17 protein-coding genes and 1 pseudogene are annotated in these 19,665 nt (G+C 57.5%); 10 read left to right on the plus strand and 8 right to left on the minus strand.

The genetic code is table 11. The annotated features are described in order from the left end of the window. Positions 1-41: 41 nt before the first annotated feature. The gene (gene phoR / locus IB252_RS12125) at positions 42-1,364 is read right to left on the minus strand and encodes a phosphate regulon sensor histidine kinase PhoR (RefSeq protein ID WP_095126878.1); all 1,323 of its coding nucleotides are present in this window, start codon (positions 1,362-1,364) and stop codon (positions 42-44) included. A 45-nt stretch (positions 1,365-1,409) separates the two neighbouring features. Continuing rightward, a complete protein-coding gene (gene phoB / locus IB252_RS12130) occupies positions 1,410-2,099 on the minus strand; it encodes a phosphate regulon transcriptional regulator PhoB (protein WP_046045002.1) in 690 nt (229 codons plus the stop codon). Positions 2,100-2,251: 152 nt separating this feature from the next. Here phoB and IB252_RS12135 point away from each other — a divergent pair, with 152 nt between their 5' ends. Further along, positions 2,252-2,635: a hypothetical protein gene (locus IB252_RS12135; protein WP_111448241.1), complete on the plus strand. Its 384-nt coding sequence runs from the start codon at positions 2,252-2,254 to the stop codon at positions 2,633-2,635. Positions 2,636-2,724: 89 nt separating this feature from the next. Here IB252_RS12135 and ubiA read toward each other — a convergent pair whose 3' ends face one another. Together ubiA and IB252_RS12145 are read right to left on the minus strand one after the other, a co-directional pair. Beyond that, positions 2,725-3,615, minus strand: a complete 891-nt coding sequence (gene ubiA, locus IB252_RS12140; RefSeq protein ID WP_111448242.1) for a 4-hydroxybenzoate octaprenyltransferase — start codon at positions 3,613-3,615, stop codon at positions 2,725-2,727. Further along, positions 3,615-4,178: a chorismate--pyruvate lyase family protein gene (locus IB252_RS12145; protein ID WP_111448243.1), complete on the minus strand. Its 564-nt coding sequence runs from the start codon at positions 4,176-4,178 to the stop codon at positions 3,615-3,617. Before IB252_RS12145 ends, ubiA begins: the two co-directional genes overlap by 1 nt. Positions 4,179-4,378: 200 nt before the next feature. On the opposite strand from IB252_RS12145, the gene IB252_RS12150 reads away from it, so the two are divergent. The 4 genes from IB252_RS12150 (at position 4,379) to IB252_RS12165 (ending at position 7,876) form a co-directional block, all read left to right on the plus strand. Further along, on the plus strand, positions 4,379-4,546 hold the full coding sequence (locus tag IB252_RS12150; protein WP_007954349.1) for a rubredoxin: 168 nt from the start codon (positions 4,379-4,381) through the stop codon (positions 4,544-4,546). Between the two features lie 20 nt (positions 4,547-4,566). Then, positions 4,567-5,715, plus strand: a complete 1,149-nt coding sequence (locus tag IB252_RS12155) for an NAD(P)/FAD-dependent oxidoreductase (protein ID WP_008150072.1) — start codon at positions 4,567-4,569, stop codon at positions 5,713-5,715. Positions 5,716-5,907: 192 nt separating this feature from the next. Continuing rightward, positions 5,908-6,183: an HU family DNA-binding protein gene (locus tag IB252_RS12160; RefSeq protein ID WP_003213368.1), complete on the plus strand. Its 276-nt coding sequence runs from the start codon at positions 5,908-5,910 to the stop codon at positions 6,181-6,183. Positions 6,184-6,601: 418 nt separating this feature from the next. Next, positions 6,602-7,876 (plus strand): glycoside hydrolase family 68 protein, encoded by a 1,275-nt coding sequence (locus IB252_RS12165; RefSeq protein WP_192408853.1) that lies wholly within the window; start codon positions 6,602-6,604, stop codon positions 7,874-7,876. 448 nt (positions 7,877-8,324) lie between these two features. On the opposite strand, the gene IB252_RS12170 is transcribed toward IB252_RS12165, so the two are convergent. The 4 genes from IB252_RS12170 to tssI all read right to left on the minus strand — a co-directional run bounded on the left by IB252_RS12170 (position 8,325) and on the right by tssI (position 14,362). Beyond that, positions 8,325-8,720, minus strand: a complete 396-nt coding sequence (locus tag IB252_RS12170) for a DUF6124 family protein (RefSeq protein WP_192408855.1) — start codon at positions 8,718-8,720, stop codon at positions 8,325-8,327. Between the two features lie 419 nt (positions 8,721-9,139). Next, positions 9,140-10,246 (minus strand): hypothetical protein, encoded by a 1,107-nt coding sequence (locus tag IB252_RS12175; protein WP_192409305.1) that lies wholly within the window; start codon positions 10,244-10,246, stop codon positions 9,140-9,142. A gap of 14 nt (positions 10,247-10,260) precedes the next feature. Next, a complete protein-coding gene (locus IB252_RS12180) occupies positions 10,261-10,947 on the minus strand; it encodes a DUF2931 family protein (protein WP_111448247.1) in 687 nt (228 codons plus the stop codon). Next, positions 10,940-14,362 (minus strand): type VI secretion system tip protein TssI/VgrG, encoded by a 3,423-nt coding sequence (gene tssI, locus IB252_RS12185; protein ID WP_192409297.1) that lies wholly within the window; start codon positions 14,360-14,362, stop codon positions 10,940-10,942. The genes IB252_RS12180 and tssI overlap by 8 nt, the downstream gene beginning before the upstream one ends. A 675-nt stretch (positions 14,363-15,037) precedes the next feature. On the opposite strand from tssI, the gene tssA reads away from it, so the two are divergent. From tssA to IB252_RS30440, 5 genes and pseudogenes are all read left to right on the plus strand, one after another. Then, positions 15,038-16,594 (plus strand): type VI secretion system protein TssA, encoded by a 1,557-nt coding sequence (gene tssA / locus IB252_RS12190; RefSeq protein WP_192408857.1) that lies wholly within the window; start codon positions 15,038-15,040, stop codon positions 16,592-16,594. A gap of 32 nt (positions 16,595-16,626) precedes the next feature. Continuing rightward, complete coding sequence (gene tssB, locus IB252_RS12195; protein ID WP_111448250.1) at positions 16,627-17,130, plus strand: type VI secretion system contractile sheath small subunit; 504 nt, start codon at positions 16,627-16,629, stop codon at positions 17,128-17,130. 28 nt (positions 17,131-17,158) lie between these two features. Then, positions 17,159-18,634, plus strand: a complete 1,476-nt coding sequence (tssC, locus tag IB252_RS12200) for a type VI secretion system contractile sheath large subunit (RefSeq protein WP_111448251.1) — start codon at positions 17,159-17,161, stop codon at positions 18,632-18,634. 13 nt (positions 18,635-18,647) lie between these two features. After that, a complete protein-coding gene (gene tssE, locus IB252_RS12205) occupies positions 18,648-19,055 on the plus strand; it encodes a type VI secretion system baseplate subunit TssE (RefSeq protein ID WP_008150080.1) in 408 nt (135 codons plus the stop codon). A gap of 10 nt (positions 19,056-19,065) precedes the next feature. Then, positions 19,066-19,359, plus strand: a pseudogene (locus IB252_RS30440) (PAAR domain-containing protein); the annotation flags it as partial. Positions 19,360-19,665 lie beyond the last annotated feature (306 nt).

Here is a 19,665-nt window from a genome sequence, read left to right on the forward strand (position 1 = left end):
GGCTGACTGGTCGATTGCCTAGTGGCGCGTGCCGGCCGGTATCAGTCGGTCGCGCTGATGACCCGGGATTTGGTGACCTGGGCCGGCGCAAAATGGCAGGTAAACGTGCTGCCGTGGCCCGGCACACTGCTGATTTCCATCCGCGCGCGATGGCGCAGCAGCACGTGTTTGACGATCGCAAGTCCCAGCCCCGTGCCGCCGGTGTTGGAGTTGCGGCTGGAATCGACGCGATAGAAGCGTTCGGTCAGGCGCGGCAGGTGTTTGCTGTCGATACCGATGCCGGAGTCCTGCACGCTCAGGTGCGCGCCTTGCTCATCCCCCCACCAGCGAATGCGGATATTGCCTTCGGCCGGGGTGTATTTCACCGCGTTGAACACCAGATTGGAAAACGCGCTGCGCAACTCGGCTTCGCTGCCCTTGAGCAGAATCGTCGGGTCGGCTTCCAGGGTGATCTTCTGATTGCGCTGGGCGGACAGTTGCTGAGCGTCGCTCTTGATCGATTGCAGCAAGCCGTCGATGGCCACCGGCTGGTTGTCTGACGGGTAATCGGTGGCTTCCAGTTTGGCCAACAGCAGCAAGTCGTTGAGCAACGTCTGCATGCGTCCGCCTTGCTGCTGCATTTGTTGCAGGGCACGGGACCAGCGCGGGTTTACGTCCTCGACGTTGTCGAGCAGGGTTTCCAGATAACCGCAGATCACCGTCAACGGCGTGCGCAGTTCATGGGAGACGTTGGCGATGAAGTCTTTGCGCATCTGTTCCAGTTGATGGATACGCGTCACGTCGCGCACCAGCATCAAGTGTTCATTGTTGCCGTAGCGGGTGATGTACAGCTGAATGCGCAGGCGATCATTGATCGGTGACGGAATTTCCAGCGGCTCGGCGTAGCTGTCCTGCTCGAAGTATTCCTTGAAGCGCGGATGGCGTACGAGGTTGGTCACCGGTTGACCGCTGTCTTGCGGGGTCTTGAGACCGAGCAAGGTTTCGGCGGCGCGGTTCCACCACTCCAGGTTGCCGTCGCTGTCGAGCATGATCACCGCGTCTTTCAGCGCGGCTGTGGATTCCTGGACCCGGTCGATCACTGCTTGCAGGCGCCCGCGTACGCGTTGGTCGCGACGTTGCAGGTGATAGATGCTATCGAACACTTCGCCCCACAGGCCATAGCCATCGGGCGGTGCTTCATCGGGTTTGTGCAGGCGCAGCCATTCGTGCAGACGCAGCAGTTGCTTGAGGGTCCAGGCCAGGTAAAGACCCAGGCCCGCGGCGAGGCTCCAGCCGTAATAGCCGGTAATCAGGCCGATCACCAGGCAACCGGTCACCAGCAAAAGCATGTGGCGGATCAGGGTGCCATGCCAGTTTTGGTTCACTTGAACGCGCGTCCTTGTCAGCTTGTCGAGCGAGATAGATCCGGATCAGGCCTTGGTGGAGAACCGGTAGCCGGTGCCGCGCACGGTTTGTACCAGATTTTCGTAAGCATCACCGAGGGCTTTGCGCAGGCGGCGGATGTGCACGTCGACGGTGCGCTCTTCAACATACACGTTGCCGCCCCAGACCTGATCCAGCAACTGGCCACGGGTGTAGGCACGTTCCTGGTGGGTCATGAAGAATTGCAGCAGGCGGTATTCGGTCGGGCCCATCTCGGCGGGTTTGCCGTCGATGGTCACGCGGTGGCTGATCGGGTCCAGCAGCAGGCCGCCGACTTCGATCGGCGTCTCGCCATCGGTTGGCCCGGCACGGCGCAGCACGGCCTTCAGGCGCGCAACCAGCTCACGTGGGGAAAAAGGCTTGGTGATGTAGTCATCGGCGCCGACCTCCAGGCCCTGGATCTTGTTGTCCTCTTCGCCCTTGGCAGTGAGCATGATGATCGGGATGTCCCCGGTCAGCTCATCGCGCTTGAGGCGGCGGGCCAGCTCGATGCCGGACGTGCCGGGCAGCATCCAGTCGAGCAGGATCAGGTCCGGCTTGCGGTCGACGATGATGGCGTGGGCCTGTTGCGAGTTCTCAGCCTCCATGCAGTCATAGCCGGCCATCTCCAACGCAACGGCGATCATTTCGCGAATGGGCGCTTCGTCGTCGACGATCAGAATGCTCCTGCCAACCATGCCTTTAATCCTCTTGTCATTTAACTGTCTTGCGCCGCATTAGATAACGGAATTATTGCAGTCGTGTGACAGTATTTTAGTCGCCCGGCGATTGTCATGATCCTGAACTAAGCTCTAAGTCCGACTCCTGACAACCACAAAGGAAGGTTTCCATGAAACACATTGCTCAAACCTGGAAGGCTCTGCTGGTCACGGCTGCGCTAACGCTGCCGACACTGGCCTTCGCCGCCGATCCGGCGATGATGAAAGACGGGATGATGGTCGATCATAAGGGCATGACGGTGTACACATACGACAAGGACTCAGGCGGAAAGTCGATGTGCAACGGCGAGTGCGCTGAATACTGGCCGCCAATGATGGCGCCGGCGGGCGCCAAGCCCGAAGGCAAGTGGAGCACGATCAAGCGTGACGACGGTAAGATGCAGTGGGCCTATGACGGCAAGCCGCTTTACACGTTCATGAAGGACAAAAAACCTGGTGACATGGCAGGCGACAATATGAAAGAAGTCTGGCACATCATGCGCGAGCATAAATAAGCGATTCGCCTGCGCCGTAAACAGTTCGCAGCCTGAGGTCGCTCCATCCCCCTGTTGGAGCTGGCGCAGGCTGCGATCTTTTCCAACGGTCAATGCAGCGCGTAATCCAGCACGATCCCGACAAAAATCGCCAACCCGGCCCAATGGTTGTGCAGAAACGCCTTGAAGCAACGCATCCGGTCCTTGCCACGGGTGTACCAGAATTCCCACGCAAAACAGCCCGCCGCCGCCAGCAATCCCAAGTGGAACCAGCCGCCGAGTTCGAATTTCGACCCGGCCAGCAGCAGGCAACCCAGCGCCAGCCCCTGCAGGATCAAAATGATCACCCGGTCTGCTTCGCCAAACAGAATGGCCGTGGATTTCACGCCGATCTTCAAATCGTCGTCGCGGTCGGTCATGGCGTAATAAGTGTCGTAGCCCACCGTCCACAGCAGGTTGGCGATCCACAGCAACCACGCCGCCGCTGGCAGCTCACCGGTTTGGGCGGTGAATGCCATCGGCATCCCCCAGGAGAACGCCGCGCCCAGCACCACTTGCGGGTAATAGGTGTAGCGCTTCATGAACGGGTAAGTGAAGGCCAGTGCCAAACCGCCGAACGACAGCCAGACCGTAGCCGCATTGGTGCACAACACCAGCAGGAAACTCACGCCCATCAGCAGCGCGAAGAACACCAGTGCTTCTTTGGAACTGATCTTGCCGCTCACCAACGGCCGCTGTTCTGTGCGTTTCACGTGGCCGTCGACCTTGCGGTCCGCCCAATCGTTGATCACGCAGCCGCCGGCGCGGGTCAGCACCACGCCCAGGACGAAAATCACGATGTTGGCCAGCGACGGCGAACCTTTACCAGCAATCCACAGCGCCCACAGCGTCGGCCACAGCAGCAGGTAAATGCCGATCGGTTTGTCCATGCGGGTCAGCTGAATGAAATCCCAGGCCCGTGGGTTCAAGCGATTCAGGGACTTGAGCAGGCTCTGGTACATCAGCAGTTCTCCGGATGGGCGCGGGTGGCGTTCCACAAGGTCGGCAAGAAAATTTCGGCCACCAGCACGCTCAAGGCGCCGCGGTCGAAACGCGAACGGCGGCCCCACAGTTCAGGTGCGCGGCACTCCATCGGCAGCCACGCCTGAGGGTAGTGACAAACCTCAATGACGCGCCGTTGAAATGCCTGATCGCAAAACAGCAATTCGCCCAGGGAGCGGCTGCCCAATTCGTCCATGTGCAGACCGTCGCCCTGCAATGCACTGCGCGCTGCCACGCTGCGGGCAAACACCCAGGCTTCGCCGTGGCCGCGCAGATACACCTCGCGAACCCAGCCCTCGCTGCCTTCGGCCAGGTCCAGCGCGGCACATTCGTCGGCGCGCAGTGATTGCCAGCCTTCGAAGAGTGGCGTGACGCTGAAACCGTCATTCGACAGACGGATCAGCCGTCGGGTCAAAGAGCCTTCATCGAACAACCAGTCGAGCGTAGACGTGTCGGGGAGGGGCGTCAGTTGGCTTCGAGGGAGCCAAAGCGGGGTCACGGCGGGGGATTTTGAGTGCGGCACAGTGAGTCATTATTGGCAGCAAATGAGGCGGCGAGCTTACCATGTCAGCCTGCGATTTTGATTGATCCGGCCGGCCATTGCGTCGAACAGGCTTGCATCTGCCGGGCCCGATCAGTACAAAACGCGCTGAGCCGGACGGCAGCGCTCCAACCATCGACCGTTCGTGCCGGCAAAAGCCTGAATCCTGAGGATGTACGTGAATGAAAAAGTGGCAATGTGTGGTCTGCGGCCTGATTTACAACGAAGCCGACGGCTGGCCGGATGACGGCATTGCGCCGGGCACCCTGTGGCAAGACGTGCCGGAAGACTGGCTGTGCCCGGACTGCGGCGTAGGCAAAATGGATTTCGAAATGATCGAAATCAACTAAGACTTTTAGAGGAGTAAGGAATGAACGCACCTGTCGTGATCGTCGGCACCGGGCTGGCTGGCTACAACCTGGCCCGGGAGTTTCGCAAACTCGATGGCGAAACCCCGCTGCTGTTGATTACTGCCGATGACGGACGCTCCTACTCCAAGCCGATGCTCTCCACCGGCTTCGGCAAAAACAAAGACGCTGACGGCCTGAGCATGGCCGAACCCGGCACCATGGCCGAGCAGTTGAAGGCCGAAGTGCGCACACACACGCGCATCAGCGGCATTGATCCTGGCCACAAGCGCTTGTGGATCGGTGAGGAAGCGGTGTTTTACCGTGACCTGATCCTCGCTTGGGGCGCTGAAACCGTGCGAGTGCCGATCGAAGGCGATGCGGCTGACGCAGTCTTTCCGATCAACGACCTGGAAGACTACGCACGCTTTCGCGCCGCGGCGGCCGGCAAACGTCGGGTGTTGCTGCTCGGCGCCGGCCTGATTGGTTGCGAATTCGCCAACGACCTGATTCTTGGCGGCTACGAGGTGCAACTGGTTGCACCGTGCGAGCAAGTCATGCCGACCCTGTTGCACCCGGCGGCGGCCGCTGCGGTCCAGGCCGGGCTGGAAAGCCTGGGCGCACGCTTCCACCTCGGGCCGGTGCTCAACCGCTTGCAGCGCGTTGAAGATGGACTGGAAGCGCATCTGTCCGATGGCCAGGTGATCCCTTGCGATGTGGTGGTGTCGGCCATTGGTCTGCGTCCGCGCATCGACCTGGCGGCTGCGGCCGGTGTGCAGGTCAATCGCGGCGTGGTGGTCGATCGCCACCTGAAAACCTCCCACGCCAATATCTATGCCCTGGGCGACTGCGCCGAAGTCGATGGGCTGAATCTGTTGTACGTGATGCCCCTCATGAGCTGTGCGAGAGCGCTGGCTCAGACCCTCGCCGGAAACCCGACGGCGGTGAGCTATGGCCCGATGCCCATCACCGTTAAAACGCCGGTCTGCCCATTGGTGGTTTCGCCGCCACCACGGGGTTTGGAGGGCGTCTGGACAGTCGAAGGGCAGGGCGCGGACATCAAGGTATTGTGCCGCGATGCCAGCGGCAAATTGCTGGGCTATGCCCTGACAGGCGCGGCGGTGATGGAAAAACTGGCCCTGAACAAAGAGCTTCCGGCACTGCTGGCGTAAATACCGGTCGTTCTGTCGGAATCACCCCTCTTTTGCCCCTACAAAGGTCGCGTCGAGACTGGCGCGGCTCTTCACTGCGTGCCATCCTCACTCCCGTCTGCCGCAGAGTAGAGCATCTGCGGCGCTTTGGGCGCTGTTCCAACGAGAACAGCACGGACATAACAACAAAAAACCGTCAAAGGGGCTTCACTAATGCGTAAACCAGAACTCGCCGCTGCAATTGCTGAAAAAGCAGACCTCACCAAAGAGCAGGCCAACCGCGTTCTCAACGCCGTTCTCGAAGAAATCACCGGCGCTCTGCACCGCAAGGACAGCGTCACGCTGGTGGGCTTCGGTACCTTCCTGCAACGCCACCGCGGTGCCCGCACCGGCAAAAACCCGCAAACCGGTGAGCCCGTCAAAATCAAGGCCAGCAACACGGTTGCGTTCAAGCCAGGCAAATCGTTGAAAGACAGCGTTAATCCGTAACACGCACCGACTTCCCGCGTAGCGCGGGAGTGGGATAAAAAATGGGCACGCCAACTGGGTTGGGTGCCCATTTTTTTTGGGTTCTTCACGGCCTTGTTGGGCTTTGCGCAGGATGCGCTGACTCAGTTGACCGATCCGCCCAGTCCCTGCTTCCGCCCGTTGCATCGGCTACGCATACCCTCGACCGACCAGCGGTTAAACGCACTTGTTTCGCAGGCAACGTCGTCGATCGGGCTCAGAAAAAACTTCTATAAAAATCGCAAGCTGAAACGTATCAGCTTCAGAAAAACATCAAATTATGCACAAATGCATTTTTTTCTTGACCCATAAGATTGAGTCTCTTAAGGTTAAGTCACTGTATGCACATACAGTATTTTTTGATCAATATTTAATCCATTCATGGACGAGGCATTACCCTATGAAAAGCAACACTGAAAAATTCGGCAAAACGCCCCATCAATCCAGCCTCTGGACCCGCGCTGATGCGCTGAAAGTCCGCGCGGACGATCCCACCACCACCCAACCGCTGGTTAGCGCGGATTTCCCGGTATTGAGCAACGAAGTGTTCATCTGGGACACCATGCCGCTGCGCGACTTGGATGGTAACGTGACGTCCGTCGATGGCTGGTCGGTGATCTTCACCCTGACTGCCGATCGTCATCCAAACGACCCGGAGTACATCGACGAGAACGGCAACTACAACATCACCCGCGACTGGAACGATCGCCACGGTCGGGCAAAGATGTACTACTGGTTTTCTCGTACCGGCAAGGACTGGAAACTCGGAGGCCGTGTGATGGCTGAAGGGGTTTCGCCGACCGTTCGCGAATGGGCCGGTTCGCCGATCCTGTTGAATGACCAGGGTGAGGTGGACCTGTATTACACCGCCGTCACCCCGGGCGCGACCATCGTCAAGGTGCGGGGCCGGGTGGTGACCACTGAACATGGCGTCAGCATGGTCGGCTTCGAGAAGGTCAAGCCGCTGTTCGAGGCCGACGGCAAGATGTACCAGACCGAAGCACAGAATTCGTTCTGGGGCTTCCGTGATCCATGGCCATTCCGCGACCCGAAGGACGGCAACTTGTACATGCTGTTCGAGGGCAACGTGGCCGGCGAGCGCGGCTCGCACAAGGTGGGTGAAGCGGAAATCGGCGATGTACCGCCGGGTTATGAAAACGTCGGCAACTCGCGCTTCCAGACCGCCTGTGTCGGCATTGCCGTGGCCCGTGACGCGGACGGCGACGACTGGGAAATGCTACCGCCGCTGCTGACCGCTGTGGGGGTCAACGACCAGACCGAACGCCCGCACTTCGTGTTCCAGGACGGCAAGTACTACCTGTTCACCATCAGCCATACGTTCACCTATGCCGATGGTGTGACCGGGCCGGACGGGGTGTACGGTTTTGTCGCGGATTCGCTGTTCGGCCCTTACGTGCCGTTGAACGGTTCCGGCCTGGTGCTGGGCAACCCGTCTTCTCAGCCGTTCCAGACCTACTCGCACTATGTGATGCCCAACGGCCTGGTGACCTCCTTTATCGACAGCGTACCGACCGACGAAACCGGCACGCAGATTCGTATCGGCGGCACTGAGGCGCCGACGGTGGGCATGAAGATAAAAGGGCAGCAGACGTTCGTGGTGGCCGAGTACGACTACGGTTATATCCCGCCGATGCTCGACGTCACGCTCAAGTAATAGCGATACAGGGCTTTCAGGCTGCGGGTTTGAGGTCGACGAAAAAACCGTTGTTGATATGATCGAGATATCCCGCCTGATTCACTGCGACGTTGCTCGCAAGCCCCATTGAACAATGTGAAGTAACAGCCCTTCGTTGCTGGTTGCAAGGATGCAGCCAGTAACGAATATCTTCCCTGCGCTACCGCCTCCTGTTCGTCAGGTCAGCATTTTGCCTCGCGTTTCCTTCAGATTCGCAGTCACCCGCGACACCCTTGCCTCTGGCGAACACCTCCTCTTGCCGGGTGTGTAAAGGGCTTCTACCTCCAACTCACCACCACAGTGAGCCAAACGGCGCCAGTCACGGCGTTACTCGCCATGCCTGGCGCACCCATAAAAAGGTTCTTCACGGTTTTCCGGGGAAGAACCTTTTTTTTATGGGGGGCGGAGTACTTTTTTTCTTGGTCGATCAACTGACTCGGCTGTGTTGCCTGGCGAGAATCGCCGCCATCTCCGGCTCATCCAGATGATCCAGCATTCGCTCCACCAACAAATGCACCCCGTCAGCCATACGGCTGAGCGCCAGGGCTACGGAGCGGCGTGAGCCGTCCACATCGTCGGCGAGGTTGGCGGCGATGGCGCTGATGGACAGCAAATCTTCCGAGGCATTGGCGAGAAGGGTTTCAGGGTTGATACCCGGGCTGACGCTGAAGAGCTGGCTGTTGCGTTTGGGTGGTTTCGGTTCGGCTGGTGGAAAGTGGTGATTGAGGGCGCGCTCGGCGGCTTCGTTGAGTTTGTTTGAATCGGGGCTTTCGTAGGGGGAGACTGGATCGGTGTCGGGTGGGTTGGGTGTGACCTTGAACATGATCTTCAATTCCTTGAATGATGCTGACAACACTTCGCCGACTAAACGAAGGGGTGGCAGCTGTGCGCAGGTTAGTCGGACCGGGGAATTGAAGAAGCCGGCGCACCCGAAGGTGCCCTACGCACAGCCACCATCAAATGCAGGTAGGAAATACCTGTCTGACAGAAGCTTGTGCATCTTCAATTACCAGCGAGCGACTAAACCCGATCACTGATGGGCAGTGACAGGAACCAAGTTACCGACCGCGCCCAAGGCGCACAAGCCGGCGGATTCTGGCGTAGCCGTAGGCAACGGCGCAAGGTGTTGTAGCTTGCAGGAAGTAACCTTGAGGCGTTTTAAACGGGTCGTTGTCGAGCGATGTTTAAGCCGTGGAGAAGCAACACCTGAGCTTCCTGAAAATCCTCACCAGACCGAGCATGTTAACGACGGCGAAAGCATGCCTTGCCGTTGCCAAAATCTACCGCGAGGCAGTCAGGCTCGATGGCGAGTCGCAGGTCCTGAAACAGAAGAGACAACTCACCATTGGCGGGTACGGCGTAATCCTTCCAATCCACACGCATCCATCTCATATCAGGCAGGGTAGGAATCCACTCGATTTCGTCCTTTGAGCCTTGAGTGTGCAGGCCGATCTTCTCCAAGGTCCTCGTGGGAGAGTAGGGCAGGGATAATCTCTCTTGCTTCGAATCCGCCCAGACCTGTTGCTTGGTAGAGCCATCGTCAAATCTCCAGTACACATCGACAGGCGTTATGGCGGGCGTGCTGATTGGATCGAAGTGATAAACCGTGATGAGGTAATTCTTCAGAATTCGACTTTGCTCATCATCGTTCAGATCACGTTGAATTTCGGCCAGTCCCTTTTCTTTACGCGGGGTGAACGCGATAGGCTGGCTTTTCTCTTTTTTCCAGCCGATACCGAACCAGCGGCTATCCGGCGAAACGTCAATCCATTGAGTCGGGCCGGAATCACGGGAGGTCCCAAAGCCTATTTTTGTCAGCGTTCTTTGTGGGTCGTAAGGCAGCCAGAGGTCCGTTGTTTCATTTGACTTCAATAACTGCTGGCTCCCGGGGCCTGCGGAAAACTCAAAATAAAGGTACACAGGATCGATGGCCGGAGGTTTTGGGCGCTGGTCGTATTGCATCTGCAAAATGTAGTGAGTCTGTGCGAAGTTAGCCGTGTCGTTATCGATCTCGTCGTAATTGCCGTGCTGGATTCGATAACTCTCCTCCAATTCAGCCAGGTTCCTTGTTCTGGGCATTTCGAAAGCCAGTTTTTTAGCTGCATGAGGGTCAGCTTCACTTGTTAGCGTCAGCGTATTACTCTCGATACTCCACGTTTCCTTCGCAGCACCGTTGGCACTCCCGTACGCAGCAGCTGCTGCAAAAGATCCGTCCTTTTGAAGAACCAGCCTAGCGGCCATTTCCATGGCCCCGTACAAATAATAATCCCCCTCTATTGGGCGGGACTCTGCGGCGTTTGCAAAAGGCAGCCACACAAGCGCTGCGAAAAATATTGTTCTTAAATCCATTTGATTCTCTCTCCTTACCAGCTTTCGAACGGGATGCCGAATTTGTCGATGTAGGCTTTTGATTCTTCTGAAAGCGGGCGGTGTTTCCCGTTGGATGTGCCCCCGTAGGGGCCTTTGGGATGGATCGTGCCTTGGACTCGGGTGACTTCGGTCGATTTAAGACAAGGCCCTCCCAACCACACCTTGGCGATTCCTCCTGGCGCCAGGCCGATAGTCAAAAACTTTCGGTAATCGGTTTTCCATTTGCCTACCGCACCGCAATAAGCTGTTTCACCCTTGAGCATGGTGTCCCGCGCAGATTCAGGGATCTCGATGTAGGCCCCGTAGGTCTGCGGTTCTGCCATGGACTGCCAACGTACATAGACCAAACGAGGCAGGTCAGCCCCGGTGACATACCGGCCTTTTCCTGCAGGATCTTCTCGCCATCCAGCTGGTTTGCCTCTGAACTCGGACGGTACGCCTTTGCTCATTGCGCGTGGATACCCCATAGCCGGTATACCGCTGCCCGCGCGAAGGAACACGCGCTCATTGATATCAACGACACTGGCCGTTTCGATCCAGACTTCCATATAGTCAGGCGAAAAAAAATCAAGGCTCCACGCGTCATAAGGTAGTGATCTGCTCTCGACAGAGGCACATCCTCCCAACAACACAAAAAGCAGTGCAAAGCCGGACTTAAGCAAGGGTGAGCACCTATGCATTGGGATGCACCACGCGCTTATAGTTTTCGGCAGGTCGATTAATAAACACGATGTTCAGATCGCTATTGTTCCAGCCTTTGGCAGCATTCCAGTTCGCAGACAGATGGATATAACGGCGGTAGAGCAGCTCCTCTTCGTCGAGGCTCAGGCTCGTGCGGCGAGTGTCACCTAACGCATAAGCCATCAGTTTTTGGGCAATCGGTTTCAGCTCTGTCGGTAATGCGTACGTTTGATCCTCTTCGTCAATAACCTTGAACGGGACGTCGTGCCTGGCCCCCAACTCGCGCATGATTCGCAGGTAAACCAACGCCAGATCGTTGCGGACAGTCCGCTCGCTGTGGACCGCGGCATAAGCATTTTTCGATTTGGATCTGTCGCCTTTTGCGTTGCCAGTCATCTCCACCGCCCAGGTTTTCACCTCCAGTGTTAGCCCATACAGATTGAGTTGATCCTGAAGGCGGCCTAGCTCTTGCTCAGCCCAACGATAGGCGGTTGACGCTGTGGAAGGCACGTGAAGTTCCATATCGCGGCTGCAGCGCGGCTTGCTAAGCAGAACTCGTTCAATGAAATTTGGTATATAACCTCCACCCAAGTCGGAGTGGACGCCGGGCAGCTTGATATCAGCAGCGCCGGCGCTATTGAGTGAGAAGTTATGGCGACGCTCATCCCGCGCCACCAAATGCACGACCTTTTTTGCCACATCGGGCGCCAGATACAAGTTAACACCGGGGTTGTTGGCGTCGTGGACGCTAAAGTCACCGTCAGCCATGCTGCCTATTGCGGCAGCGGTGTCGAAAATGCCGATAAAGTTGATGGAGACATCGGTGTTGGTGCGCCAGGAAAAGTCCTCGGTAAACAACGTCGCATTGCCTGGAAGCAGCGCTGCCAATGGACTCTTCTCTCCTTTCTGGACTTCATTGGCAAAATGCCGCGCAGCGGCGGCACCGCGACTGAAACCGAAGATATCGAACTCGACACGTTCAACCTTTCGATCAGGATTAGATCGCTTGAACCGCTCAACCCTTTCGAGAATACGCGCTGGACTCTGCGCAACCCGTGCTAATACACCGTGTGCACCTACGCCGGTTGCCAATGAAAAAGGTGAATCTTCTTCACCACTGCTGGTGCCAATTCCATCCAGATAAATTGGGATGTACCCAATGGTTTCTTCAATAGCCAATAACCGCTTACTGTCATCGCCATACAAGTCATGCAGCTTCGCCACATTACTCGTGTCATTCCCATAACTGCTGTCCGGCGTGTTCCCCTGAACGTCATACCCATGTGCCTGACAAAACTGTCGAATATCCTCAGCCTCCTCCAGCAGATTCACATCCTGCGCATAACACCCGGTAACCATTTCACTGTTGGATCGGTTATTCCCGGTGCCATCAAAAAACACGCCAATCCGCAAAGTAATCCCTTCCTCTTCGACTTCTTCCTCCTCTTCCTCCAGCTCATCCGATTCATTTTCTTCTGATGGCTCAGGCGCGACGGATACCAACAAGCCCGCCGCAGCCCCCTGAAGCAATGTATGTGCGGCCGCACCCGGCTTGGGAGAGCCACCGATCTCAATCGCGCTACTACTGAAAATACCGTCGGCGTTCATCACGATGTGCTGACCGCCGACCTTCACAGAAATACTCTCACCCGCATCAATTACGAGGTGCGCGCCTGCCTTGATGTGCACGTGCTCACCGGCTTCTATAACCAGCGTTTCATCAGTTCTCGTGTGGCTGTCGCCAGAGACATGCAGGTAGTCGTTGCCGCTGACCTGGATTTTTCGATCCGACGTGATAGTGAGGTGCTCTTCAGATCCGAGCACCGTAATACGGTCGCCCTTGATGGTGACTCGACTCTCATTACCCACCTCAATCCGGCTGTCGTTTCCAACCTTCTGCTCCATATCCCGCTGAGCACGCAGGTGGACCAACTCATCGCCAGCGCGATCGTCCATCGACAATTCGTTGTAGCCACCCGTAGTGGGGGAGCTGTGGGTACGAAGTACGGTTTTGGTTTTGTTTTCGGGCAATGGGTAGGCCGGCGGCGTGACCTTGTTGATCAGGCAGCCGGTGATCAATGGATTATCGGGATTGCCTTCGAGGTAGGTGACGAGGACTTCCATCCCGATACGCGGAATGATCACTGTGCCAAAGTTGTCCCCCGCCCAGCCGGACGCTACCCGCAGCCAGCAACTGCTGTTTTCAGTGTTGCGTTCAGACTGGTCCCAGTGAAATTTGACTTTGACGCGACCGTATTCATCGCAATAGATCTCTTCACCGACAGGTCCGGTGACGCGGGCGGTCTGGCAGTTCAGCATGGGTCTTGGTGCAGGCATCGGTGGCCGATGAAACACATCCCAGGGAATCGCACTGAAGCTGTTGCGGTAGCCCTGAACAAAGCCGTCCTCAGGTTTGGTCGCGTTGGTGACTGACTCTTCGAGCACCGAAGGTTGCTTTCCAGAGTGGGTCACGCTTAACAGCAGCCATAGATCGTTGTGCGTTTCGTGTGGGCAATTCGTCAGGTCGAAAAAGTGGCCGCTGCGCAGCGTGGGCTGGTCGCTTTTGCCTTCCGTCAACTGATAATCGACCCGATGCCGTTCCAGTGCCTGCCGGGCCAGTTGTTTACCGCGCTTTTCGCTCTCCAATGGTAGCGGGTAGCTATAGTCTTCCAGCTTGGGGTCGAACTCAGCAGTAAAGCGACTTTCCAACAACGCATTCGGGCGTTTCAGGTCGTAGTCACGGCGGGTTACCACGCTGGGGCGGGTTTTGAAACCCATGGAAAACTGGCTGACGACCGGATGCTCCGCCACCATGCCGGAGTCTTGCTGATACGGCGTTTCGCCCAGTTTTGGGAAGAATGTCTGGTCATCGGTGAACACCAGCACATGGCCTTGCAAGGAATGCTGGTGATGCCACGTAATGCCTTCCTCGGCGCAGAGCCGCTGGACGAACTCCAAATCATTTTCCCGGTATTGAGTGCAGTATTCGCGCGGGGGGCTTGCTTTGACGTGGAAGGCAAACGCATCGGCCAGAATGCCGTGCCCCTTGAAGACCTGAGCGATGATTTGCGGCACCGTCTGACCCTGGAAAATTCGCTGATCCTGGCTGAACTGCAGGTAATGCAGCGCCGGGACAAGGTTTACGCGATAGCGGGTCAGGCGTTTACCAGCATCACCCGCGGACACGCTTACGATGTGACCGTGAATACCTTCGCCGTTAAGTCCGAATTGCAAATAGGCAGGTTGGTCAAGCAGGCTTTCCAGATCGATATCCGGGTACTCGCTGACCAGATCGACGCTGATTGAGTACAGCGCGCTGATGGTTTCAGTGCCTTTAAAGGCCAGCACCTTAAAGTCGTTGCGAACCGTCGGGATTACGAGGGTGAATTGAGGGGCATTAGCCGGTGCGAACATGCGCTTGTCCTTTTGCTTTTTTAGCTCGTCCTTAAGCTGAGAGAGAAAAAATCGCGATGCCCGAGTCGTGCCTGGCCCGAACAGGTCGCCAAAAATGCCGTGCACGCTAACAAGGCATCCAAAGTATTGATGTAGGAGGGGTCTTGAAATTTGGTATGAAATTTCCGCGATACCGGAAGTTCCATTTTGGAACTTTGCTTGAAATATAAAGTGCTATCAAAATGATGGCACTTTTCTTATTGACGGTTGTCACTCATCGTCTAATTCATAGATATCGGTAACATTTCGGAATGATCCTACATTCATCATTTTGAATTTTTGGCATGCTTCGCGCCTGTCTCAGGGGGCGAATCGGCAATGAATACGGCGTTTATTAAGGTTGAGGGGCTGAAGGCTCTATCTCAGTGGTTTCAGGCCAGCTGGTCGCACGATGAACAATTAAACCAATCTCAGGGATTCCCCTGCTACATATAGGGATATCTCCTACGAGATAAAAACACACTTCGTCTTGTTGTTTAATCAGATGCTTGCTAGTGGCCATCATTGTGATTACGATGCGCGCACTTGAAAGAGCACGAACTCAATTGGATGAGACTCATCGCAGCTCTTTGATTCTGTCCCGCGTCGTTGGAAATCCAATAGACGTATGACTGTAATCCTAATTAAAGGCCATGGATGTCCTACTCAAGCAAACTTTCTGCTCATTACCTCGACCTCGCAAAAGCCTCTGTTTCCAAAGAGAATTTCGCGGGCGAGGATGTTCGCTTTTCGAGCGAATATGAGGCATTGGAAAGCGAGCTGGCCAAAGCCTCGTCCATGCACGAAAGCGGTCAGATCGACTGGCTGAAAATCCGTGAAAACAGTGAAAGCCTGCTGCGCACCCAGTCCAAGGACTTGCGGGTTGGCGCCTGGCTGACCTGGGCCCTGTACCAGCGCGAATCCTTTCAAGGGCTGCTGGCCGGCCTCGGACTTCTGCACCACCTTTGCGAAAGCCACTGGGCCGAGGTTCATCCAAACAAGGCCCGCACCCGCTCCGCTGCCATCAGTTGGTTAGTGCCGCGTCTTGAGCAGGTGCTGACCGAAAACGTCGCGATCAAAGAGCAGTTGCCGATGTTCCGGCGGCTGGTCGAACACCTTGAAGGCCTCGATGCCGCTTGCACCGAGCACTTGGGCGACGATGCGCCGTTGTTGCTGCCGATCTCCCGCCGCTTGAAAAACATGGTTCAGCGCGCCGCCGACAACCAGCCCGAACCGGGTGTAGTGGGTGCCGCGGTGGCTCAGGTCAAGCAGGCAGCCACGCAGCTGTTCACCCCCGGCGCGCCGATTGATAACGAAAAAGAAGCCCACAAGGCCCTGCGTGCCCAGCAGGAAAGCGCGCGGCCGTTGTGTGCCTGGTGGCTCAAGCAGAAAGCCACTGACCTGCGCGCCTTGCGCCTCAATCGCACACTGTTGTGGTTGCCCATCGACGCGGTGCCCGAACGCAACGCCGAGCAAATCACCGTTCTGCGCGGCTTGCCGGCCGACAAGCTCAAGGCCTACCAGGACCGTTACGACCAGGCCAAGTACGCTGACCTGCTGGTGGAACTGGAGGCGAGCCTGGCGAAGGCGCCGTTCTGGTTCGATGGCCAGCGAATGGTTTGGGAGTGCCTCCAGGGGCTCAACGCCGAGATGGCTATGCGCGAAGTGGAAATCCACTTCGCGCTTTTGATTCAGCGCCTGCCCGGCATCATCGAATTGCGATTCCATGACGGCGCCCCGTTTGCCGATCCGGCCACCCGCGCCTGGGTCAGCGCCCACGTCATGCCGCACCTGCAAAGCGCCAGTGCGCCGCGCAAGGTCGAAGTCGCCGACACCCAGCCAGCCTGGGAAGTGGCCCTGGAAGAAGTCTTGCCGATCCTGCGCAAGGACGGCCTCAAGGCCGCCGTGCAGATCCTCAAGCAAGGCCTGCAAAGCGCCCAAGGCGGACGCGCCCGGTTCTTCTGGCAGTTCGCCCTCGCGCGGCTGTGCTTCATGGCCAAGAAATACGAACTGGCCAGGACCCAACTCGAAACACTGGACCAAACATTACAGGACTCAGGCCTGAACGCCTGGGAGCCCGATCTTGCGCTGGAAGTGCTGCATTTACTGCATAGCTGCTGCGAGTTGTTGCCGCAGAACCATGCCGTACGTGAACGCAAGGAAGAGATTTATCGCAGGCTGTGCCACCTCGATCTCGAAGTGGTACTCGAATAGGCCCCAGGGCCACAACCGCAAGGAGAATAGCCATGGCCAAAGAAGGCTCGGTAGCCCCCAAGGAACGCATCAACGTCACTTTCAAACCTGCCACCGGTGGTGCTCAGGAAGAGATTGAACTGCCGTTGAAACTACTGGCAATCGGTGACTACACCCACCGCAAGGACGAACGTAAAGTCGAAGATCGCAAGCCGATCAGCATCGACAAGATGACCTTCGACGAAGTGCTGGCCAAGCAAGAGCTGACCCTGACATTGAACGTGCCGAACCGTCTTCAGGAAGAGGGCAGCACTGAAGAGCTGGGCGTGCAACTGCGTGTCAACTCGATGAAGGACTTCAACCCGGCCAGCCTGGTCGAGCAAGTGCCTGAGCTGAAAAAACTGATGGAACTGCGCGACGCGCTGGTGGCCCTCAAAGGTCCGCTGGGTAACGCGCCTGCGTTCCGCAAAGCCATCGAAGGCGTTCTCGCCGACGACGAATCCCGCGGTCGCGTATTGGGTGAGCTGGGCTTGAATGCCGCAGCCCAGGACGTCTGAGTCTCCATCAGCCAAGGAAGCCAACACAATGAGCACTAGCGCAGCACAGCAAAAGAGCAAAGAGAACGGCGAATACAGCATTCTCGACAGCATCATCGCCGAAACCCGCCTGACGCCGGACGACGAAGCCTACGACATCGCCAAGCGCGGTGTGTCGGCCTTCATCGAAGAGCTGCTCAAGCCGCAGAACAACGGTGAGCCGGTCAAGAAAGCCATGGTTGACCGCATGATCGCCGAGATCGATGCCAAGCTCAGCCGCCAGATGGACGAAATCCTGCACCACCCGTCCTTCCAGTCCCTGGAATCGTCGTGGCGTGGCCTGCAGTTGCTGGTCGACCGCACCAACTTCCGCGAAAACATCAAGATTGAAATCCTCAACGTCTCCAAAGACGACCTGCTGGACGATTTCGAAGATTCGCCGGAAGTGATGCAGTCTGGCCTGTACAAGCACATCTACACCGCTGAATACGGTCAGTTCGGTGGTCAGCCGGTTGGCGCGATCATCGCCAACTACTTCATGTCCCCAAGCTCGCCGGACGTGAAACTGATGCAGTACGTGTCCAGCGTTGCCTGCATGTCCCACGCGCCGTTCATCGCCGCGGCCGGCCCGAAATTCTTCGGCCTGGAAAGCTTCACCGGTCTGCCGGACCTGAAGGATCTGAAAGATCACTTCGAAGGCCCGCAATTCGCCAAATGGCAGAGCTTCCGCGAGTCGGAAGACTCCCGTTATGTTGGCCTGACCGTGCCGCGTTTCCTGCTGCGTAACCCGTACGACCCGGAAGAAAACCCGGTCAAATCGTTCGTGTACAAAGAAACCGTCGCCAACAGCCACGAGCATTACCTGTGGGGCAACACCGCCTACGCGTTCGGCACCAAGCTGACTGACAGCTTCGCCAAATTCCGCTGGTGCCCGAACATCATCGGCCCGCAGAGCGGTGGCGCGGTTGAAGACCTGCCGTTGCACCATTTCGAAAGCATGGGCGAAATCGAAACCAAGATTCCTACCGAGGTTCTGGTTAGCGACCGTCGTGAATACGAACTGGCCGAGGAAGGCTTCATCTCCCTGACCATGCGCAAAGGCTCCGACAACGCGGCGTTCTTCTCCGCAAGCTCAGTGCAGAAGCCGAAGTTCTTCGGCATCAGCGCAGAAGGCAAGGCAGCAGAGCTGAACTACAAGCTCGGTACCCAACTGCCGTACATGATGATCGTCAACCGCCTGGCTCACTACTTGAAAGTGCTGCAGCGCGAGCAACTCGGTTCGTGGAAAGAACGTACCGACCTCGAGCTGGAACTCAACAAGTGGATCCGCCAGTACGTGGCCGACCAGGAAAACCCAAGCGCCGAAGTGCGTGGCCGTCGTCCACTGCGCGCTGCCCAGATCATCGTCAGCGATGTTGAAGGCGAGCCTGGCTGGTACCGCGTCAGCCTGAACGTGCGCCCGCACTTCAAGTACATGGGTGCCGATTTCACCCTGTCGCTGGTTGGCAAGCTGGACAAAGAGTAAGCGGAGCTAACTCATGACTGGATACGGCAGCCTTTTCGAACGCCTGGGTGGCGACGCGGACAAACGCGTCGGCTGGAGCCGCGAGGTCTCCGCCATGGCGTCCGTGGCTGCCCATCTGGCCAAGATGCTCAGTACCCGTGCGGGCAGCGTGCAAACGCTGTCCGATTACGGGCTGCCCGATCTCAATGACATGCGTCTGAGCCTGCACGACTCCCTGAGTCAGGCCCGTCTGGCCATCGAAAATTTCATCGAAGCCTACGAGCCACGCCTGAGCAATGTGCGTGTCATTTCCCTGCCGCGTGACCACGATCAGCTTCGCCTGTCCTTCAGCATCGAAGGCTTGCTGGAAGTTGATGGTTTCAAGCGTCAGGTCAGTTTCGCCGCGCGCCTGGATGGCAGCGGTCAAGTGAAGGTCAACTAAGGAGATTCGTATGTCCGGCAAACCCGCAGCCCGCGTATCCGACCCCACCGCTTGCCCGCTCCCCGGCCACGGCACAAACCCGATCGCCGCCGGTTCCGGCGACGTGTTCTTCGACGGCCTCGCGGCCGCCCGCCAAGGGGATGCCTCGGCGTGTGGTGGTGCGATGGTCGGCGGGTTGGCGACGACGGTTTTGATCAACGGCAAACCGGCGGCGACTGTGGATTCCGTTGGGACCCATGGCAACAAGGTGACGGCGGGTTCCGGGACGGTGATTATCGGGAATTCACATTCGGCGGCACCGTTCTCCGGAATTATCGCGACCGCGCTGGGTGCTGTGGTCGCGGCGCTGATTCCAGAAGCCAGTGCCGATGAAAAGAAACTCGATTACCGGCTGAAGCTGAAGTCCGGTGGCAATTCGGTTCTGACGCCGCTGGAGGTCCCGGATTACGATGAAATCAAAAGCGGTGCCACGAAAAATCGTGAGCTGATCGACTTCCTCATCGACAACCGCAAAGCCGCTGCCGACACCGTGAAGCTGGAGGTGCTGGACGGCGAAAAGCTGATCTACACCGAACCCAACACTGCCCAGTTCCTGCCGAGCGGTGAGCAT

The organism is Pseudomonas sp. PDM10 (genome assembly GCF_014852295.1).
Lineage (GTDB): Bacteria > Pseudomonadota > Gammaproteobacteria > Pseudomonadales > Pseudomonadaceae > Aquipseudomonas.

What these genes read in the sequence shown, in the direction of transcription:
- phoB (WP_046045002.1), bottom strand. Translation starts at nt 2,099, where the DNA reads ATGGTTGGCAGGAGCATTCTGATCGTCGACGACGAAGCGCCCATTCGC.
- IB252_RS12135 (WP_111448241.1), top strand. Translation starts at nt 2,252, where the DNA reads ATGAAACACATTGCTCAAACCTGGAAGGCTCTGCTGGTCACGGCTGCG.
- ubiA (WP_111448242.1), bottom strand. Translation starts at nt 3,615, where the DNA reads ATGTACCAGAGCCTGCTCAAGTCCCTGAATCGCTTGAACCCACGGGCC.
- IB252_RS12150 (WP_007954349.1), top strand. Translation starts at nt 4,379, where the DNA reads ATGAAAAAGTGGCAATGTGTGGTCTGCGGCCTGATTTACAACGAAGCC.
- IB252_RS12155 (WP_008150072.1), top strand. Translation starts at nt 4,567, where the DNA reads ATGAACGCACCTGTCGTGATCGTCGGCACCGGGCTGGCTGGCTACAAC.
- IB252_RS12160 (WP_003213368.1), top strand. Translation starts at nt 5,908, where the DNA reads ATGCGTAAACCAGAACTCGCCGCTGCAATTGCTGAAAAAGCAGACCTC.
- IB252_RS12165 (WP_192408853.1), top strand. Translation starts at nt 6,602, where the DNA reads ATGAAAAGCAACACTGAAAAATTCGGCAAAACGCCCCATCAATCCAGC.
- IB252_RS12170 (WP_192408855.1), bottom strand. Translation starts at nt 8,720, where the DNA reads ATGTTCAAGGTCACACCCAACCCACCCGACACCGATCCAGTCTCCCCC.
- IB252_RS12175 (WP_192409305.1), bottom strand. Translation starts at nt 10,246, where the DNA reads ATGGATTTAAGAACAATATTTTTCGCAGCGCTTGTGTGGCTGCCTTTT.
- IB252_RS12180 (WP_111448247.1), bottom strand. Translation starts at nt 10,947, where the DNA reads ATGCATAGGTGCTCACCCTTGCTTAAGTCCGGCTTTGCACTGCTTTTT.
- tssI (WP_192409297.1), bottom strand. Translation starts at nt 14,362, where the DNA reads ATGTTCGCACCGGCTAATGCCCCTCAATTCACCCTCGTAATCCCGACG.
- tssA (WP_192408857.1), top strand. Translation starts at nt 15,038, where the DNA reads ATGTCCTACTCAAGCAAACTTTCTGCTCATTACCTCGACCTCGCAAAA.
- tssB (WP_111448250.1), top strand. Translation starts at nt 16,627, where the DNA reads ATGGCCAAAGAAGGCTCGGTAGCCCCCAAGGAACGCATCAACGTCACT.
- tssC (WP_111448251.1), top strand. Translation starts at nt 17,159, where the DNA reads ATGAGCACTAGCGCAGCACAGCAAAAGAGCAAAGAGAACGGCGAATAC.
- tssE (WP_008150080.1), top strand. Translation starts at nt 18,648, where the DNA reads ATGACTGGATACGGCAGCCTTTTCGAACGCCTGGGTGGCGACGCGGAC.